The sequence below is a fragment of the Bartonella sp. AA18HLJMS genome (assembly GCF_042197245.1).
In the GTDB taxonomy this organism is placed as follows: Bacteria; Pseudomonadota; Alphaproteobacteria; order Rhizobiales; family Rhizobiaceae; genus Bartonella.
On the sequence record NZ_JBHIRP010000038.1, the window covers coordinates 1 to 4,864 of the forward strand.

At 34.4% G+C, this 4,864-nt stretch carries 6 protein-coding genes and 3 pseudogenes; all 9 read right to left on the reverse strand.

Annotation, left to right across the window (positions count from 1 at the left end; genetic code table 11):
- Nucleotides 1-69: 69 nt before the first annotated feature.
- Nucleotides 70-638 (reverse strand): annotated as a pseudogene (locus ACFINW_RS09475) (hypothetical protein).
- Nucleotides 639-641: 3 nt separating this feature from the next.
- Nucleotides 642-962, reverse strand: coding sequence for a hypothetical protein (locus ACFINW_RS09480; protein WP_375641158.1), 321 nt, complete (start codon nucleotides 960-962; stop codon nucleotides 642-644).
- Nucleotides 963-1,461: 499 nt separating this feature from the next.
- Complete coding sequence (locus tag ACFINW_RS09485; RefSeq protein ID WP_375613839.1) at nucleotides 1,462-1,857, reverse strand: type II toxin-antitoxin system HicB family antitoxin; 396 nt, start codon at nucleotides 1,855-1,857, stop codon at nucleotides 1,462-1,464.
- Nucleotides 1,854-2,054: a type II toxin-antitoxin system HicA family toxin gene (locus ACFINW_RS09490; protein WP_375612550.1), complete on the reverse strand. Its 201-nt coding sequence runs from the start codon at nucleotides 2,052-2,054 to the stop codon at nucleotides 1,854-1,856. The genes ACFINW_RS09485 and ACFINW_RS09490 overlap by 4 nt, the downstream gene beginning before the upstream one ends.
- Before the next feature lie 67 nt (nucleotides 2,055-2,121).
- Nucleotides 2,122-2,659, reverse strand: a pseudogene (locus tag ACFINW_RS09495) (hypothetical protein).
- 10 nt (nucleotides 2,660-2,669) lie between these two features.
- A complete protein-coding gene (gene ssb, locus ACFINW_RS09500; protein ID WP_375641160.1) occupies nucleotides 2,670-3,122 on the reverse strand; it encodes a single-stranded DNA-binding protein in 453 nt (150 codons plus the stop codon).
- Nucleotides 3,123-3,257: 135 nt separating this feature from the next.
- Complete coding sequence (locus ACFINW_RS09505) at nucleotides 3,258-3,638, reverse strand: XRE family transcriptional regulator (protein WP_375641162.1); 381 nt, start codon at nucleotides 3,636-3,638, stop codon at nucleotides 3,258-3,260.
- A 32-nt stretch (nucleotides 3,639-3,670) separates the two neighbouring features.
- A complete protein-coding gene (locus tag ACFINW_RS09510; protein WP_375641164.1) occupies nucleotides 3,671-3,967 on the reverse strand; it encodes a hypothetical protein in 297 nt (98 codons plus the stop codon).
- A 491-nt stretch (nucleotides 3,968-4,458) separates the two neighbouring features.
- A pseudogene (locus ACFINW_RS09515) lies at nucleotides 4,459-4,864 on the reverse strand (hypothetical protein); the annotation flags it as partial.

Sequence of the window (4,864 nt, forward strand, 5' to 3'; positions counted from 1 at the left end):
GTAATGCATAAACTCATAAGGATATGGAATATATAGATAAAGTTTAAGAACATAATCTAGCCTTTCTTATTAGCAGCCAGCGTATTCATGATGAGCAAGTTGGTACTGTATATTGGCAATTAATCTCTCATTGGCTTTTTTTACAATAGCACTTGTAATCTCTGGCTTTGACATCACCCTAGCAATTGAGGGTTCCTCTTGTTTTGCAATGGGGAATTGATCTCCATCCGCTCTTTGAAACACATTCCCTCCCATTTTCAATTCAACACGCTTTGGAAAACTCCCATCCTTGATAAAACCATGGGGTAAGATTTCTTTCTTTCCAAACAGTTGTGTAAGTCACGCCGCGTTTTGTTCTTTTGCTTTAAAAAATTTAAGAAGTATCGGTGTTCCAGAACCAATGATATCTGTCTCAAGAAACCTTGCTGTCGCCTTTTCTTTAATATAAATACCTTGCTTAACATGCTTTGATTGGGCAGATGTAACATCGGCAATTTGCTTTTCAGTAAAGCGTTCGACTGTTTTGCTGCGGTGTTTAGAGCATTACGCACAGCCCAATTAAGGCGTGGTGCTTGAAGACTGGTGAAGGTATCCTTCACCTGTTGAAGATACCATTTTGGGTAGATGATTAACTTCAACGTCTAAGCCTTTTTAAGAGTAGGTGTTGATGATTGAGAGACCTTAGATGCTTTTGGTTTTTCGAGTAAGGTTTCTTCAGTCATTGGTTCAGATGATGTTTGCGCTACTTCTTGTTCTATTTGCTTAATTTGTTCAACTGTCTTTTCAGGTTTTTCTGTTGTTTTGACTCCAATAAAAGGTTTTACAGCATTGGCGCGCTTGAGACGTGCGTAGACTTGATTGGAAACTTCAACAAATGGATTATTGGGTGTTGATGGTTCAAAGCGAATAGTGCTTTTATTGTCGCCAACAACACACATTGGCTTAGTGATGACAGCTTTCATCATTGCTCCTTTTGAGTCATAATTAATGACATAATTAGTCAATTATTGATTTTTATTCTGTGAAAAATTGATTAGTCAGAATTATCTAGAAAACAGAGCTTTCTAGCCACGCTTCAAGTTCACATTTTACTGAATTTTTGGGGATATTTTTGAATTTTAGACGCAATACAACTAGTGCAGTATCGTCATTAAATGCAATTTTTTACACCATGCCAACAAAAAAATCTATATTTTTTATTTTAAAATAGAATATATAAAATTTTCTAAAACATTTTAGATTTTATAAATTATTGTGAAATTATTATAGGAGGGAAAGGCTATGACAGGTCCAGAAATATTAGATGCCATGTATATAATATCAATGATAGTTATATCCCTCTTAACTATAGCGTTTTGTTTGCCTGCCGCCTTTTGATTTTCATTAATAGTTTGCGGATCATATGCAATTACACGCTTTTGTAAAAAAATCGAGAGTGAGAAATTTTTCCAGATTGATGAGCTAAATATTAAGCTCGTGACGGGCTGCTGTTGCCAAAAAAGCAGATCTTGTTAAACCTCTCTTTTGTGCACAATTATCAATTGCACGTAAAAGCCCTCGTTCAATTGATATATTTGTGCGTATGACTTCTGAATCATTTTCAATAAAAGGAACTTGTATTAAAAAAGCTCCTTCTGACAAAGCTGTTTTGACAGATTTCCGTTGTATGACTTCTTCAAATTTTGAAGGAATAGGCACTCTATCTATATCTTCACAATAAAGTTGGAGTGCTTCTGTTGCATTTGCGATTAAATTTTCTTCCTCATCAGCAGCAGAAAAAAGTCCCTCAAAATCAGGAAACTGAACACCAAAAGCAGATTCTTCATCTTTATGAACAAGAGCAAAAAATCTTTTCATTCTTCTTCTCCTTCTTTTAACCAGCCTGCTTGTTGTGCGATAGAACGTGCTGTACCAATCGGAAGATTTTTTTTAGGATGTGGAACGATAACAACCTTATCATCTTTTTTAAACTTATGATGAGAACCTTTCACTTTGATAAGTTCAAAGCCATCACGCTTTAATTTTGCAATGATTTTTCGGCTATCTTGTTCCATTACCTAAACTCATAATGTGTAAATATATACACATTTTAATGATTTTTCATCTGATGTCAATTCTTTTTTAATGGCTAAAATGCCTATGAAGCGCATTAAGAACAATACGCAAAGAGCTAACAAGATGTGTTAACGATTGATCTTCTATAACAAGATATTGTAATGCAGCGTAAAGATTATACTGTCTATAGAGGTGTTGTGTTTCTTTGATAACCTCTTTCGTCTCTTCATAACAATGAGTTGCTCTTTCAATCCACCGTTTTTGTGCCTCCTCATTTGATGAAGGAGTAAAGTTATCATAAATTGCATTAGGCAATTCTTTTGCACATAGATAATTGTTTTTCACTTCAAGATATTTTTGTGCAGCAATCATATTGGTCTTGATTGATTTCACCTTGCAAATAAAACCGCCCGATATAGGTTCTGGAAAGCGGATTTTTAGCCTCTTCTATGGTCAAGCCAAAGCGTTTGGCACGCATTTCAATTGCCAATTTATCCATGGGTTTATGCGGTGTTTTTGCTCGTGAGATGCGTCCGTTTGGTTCTCTGATACATCCTTTAATCCGAGGATGTCCGCGTTTTGTACGTTTTTTTCTCTTTGTCATATGTTATCAATCAGAATGGGATAGCATCATTAAGAGATGTGCCATGATCAGTAGCACCTGAAGCGATAGCATAATTTTGAGAAGTAATGGGTGAGGGGGTAGGGGATGCTGATTGCTCTTTCTTTGCATCAAGCAAATACAATTCCTCTTTGAATTGTGGTAAGACAATCTCTGTTGTGTAGCGGTCATGCCCATTTTTATCTTGCCATTTGCGTGTCTGTAATTTTCCTTCTATGTAAACCTTTGAACCTTTGTTTAGATATTGAAGTGCAATTTTTGCTAAATGTGGATTAAAAATCACAACTGAATGCCATTCTGTTTTCTCTACTTTTTGATTGGTTTTTTTATCTGTATAGCTCTCAGAAGTCGCTATACTAAAATTGACTATTTCTGCTCCAGAATTCATTGTTTTGCTTTCGGGATCAGCACCAAGGCGCCCGATTAACGTCACTTTATTTAGCATATTTGTAGCCCCATTAGATTAGCAATTTATACATAAAAAATCTTAGAATGATTTGCATATTTATTCAATTATTTCAAAATGATATTATTGTTTTTAACATATAAAATTATGTTTACAGTGTATAAAATAAGGAGATCAAGGTATTCTATTCTGCAAGCACTGTTTTTTTTCTACTTTCTCCATGAGTTCATTGCACTTTGTCAGATCTTGTTGTGAAAGAGACTTAAAAATTCTAACAAACGTGTTAGAAATTTCATGGTTAAGTGGGTCAGAAGAGTTCATTGTAAAATTCTTACGACAAATATTTGCTTCTCTTCTCAAGATAGAAGCCGTTTCTTCATCTAAAGCATATTTCTCAATGATCTTTTCTTCCATGTCAGCAGGTATAGGCTTTTTGCCAATTTCTACAGAAGATAAAAATGCTATAGATACGCCTAATTTATTAGCCATATCTAATAAACGTTCTGTCCGATCAATACGAATTTTACGTAAGGTTTTGCCAAATGGTGTAAGCATGTGATTAAAGCTCCTATTAATGCAATCTGCAATTAAGCTGCTTTGAGAAGCGAACCTATATTCTTTTCTAAAAATTGAGGTACTTTGATTTTAGGTGAAAAAATCATCAATTCGGTAGCTTTCCTTTTCTCTTGTAGAGAATATTGTAAGCTAAATTCTATTGAGAGATATTGCCTATACAATAATTTAATTTCTTCAACGTTGTCATAAATAATTAGCCAAGGTGCTGTCACATGTTGGGAGATGACATTCTCTAAATTGTGGTGATCATTAGCTTTGTAAAACCAAGTACAAAGCCCTTTTCCTTTTTTAAAATAAGGAGGGTCCATATAAAAAAGGTGTTTTCATCAGTTCTATAACGCAGCAAAGATTCCCGTGCATTTAAACGAGTTAAATGTATCTATCTTTTTGTATGTACCATTCTTCTAAGTTAATGGTCGTTGTATTGATTTTTTCTATTAATTCTTCTGTCTTGTGCAAAACGCAATACCAAAAGCTCCAAATAAACAGATCAATATCGTTAATGTGAATATCTTTAACTTCACCATTAAAAAAGCTTTAGAGCAAGTCTACACCTGCCAGCAAATGGCTCTCTATAGGAACAGCCATTTAATGCTTTTTCTCAAATATTTCTTTGACTTTTCAATACAGTGCAGCCTTACCGCCTGGATATCTCAATGGTGAGCAGACATGAGTCATTGTTACGCGCCTTTTTCAATGATTTTTTGATGTTTTTGTTGATTTCATCTATGAACATTGAGAAGAGACAATGCCATTTAATCTAAACAGTTTTATAAAATCGGAAGTTTTACTATGGCTTTTAAACTGAGCACTGTAGTGGGTAAATAGATATGTTTATTAAACTGCGTGTACGTAACATAAGAAACAATACACAAACTAAAAAGGAATACCAAAGAGCAATATCTGAGTACCAAAGTAAAGTATCCCAATGGAAAAGAAAGCTTGTACTCCACATACCTAGAAATGACAGGTAAAGAAACCGTTTCTTTATAACTATTTGGGAAAATTAAAACGACAAACGCTAAACTTATTAGTTTTAAGAGTCTGTGCAAATACTGTTGTAAATCACGTGTTAGTTTCACCCAACCCGTTGTATCATCACCTTTATATTTTGGATTGCTCTGCAATTCAGAAGGAATATGAGAATTGCATAAAATTGCAAAAACAGTTGTGACTATTACCAAAGAAACAGATGCGAATGTCAA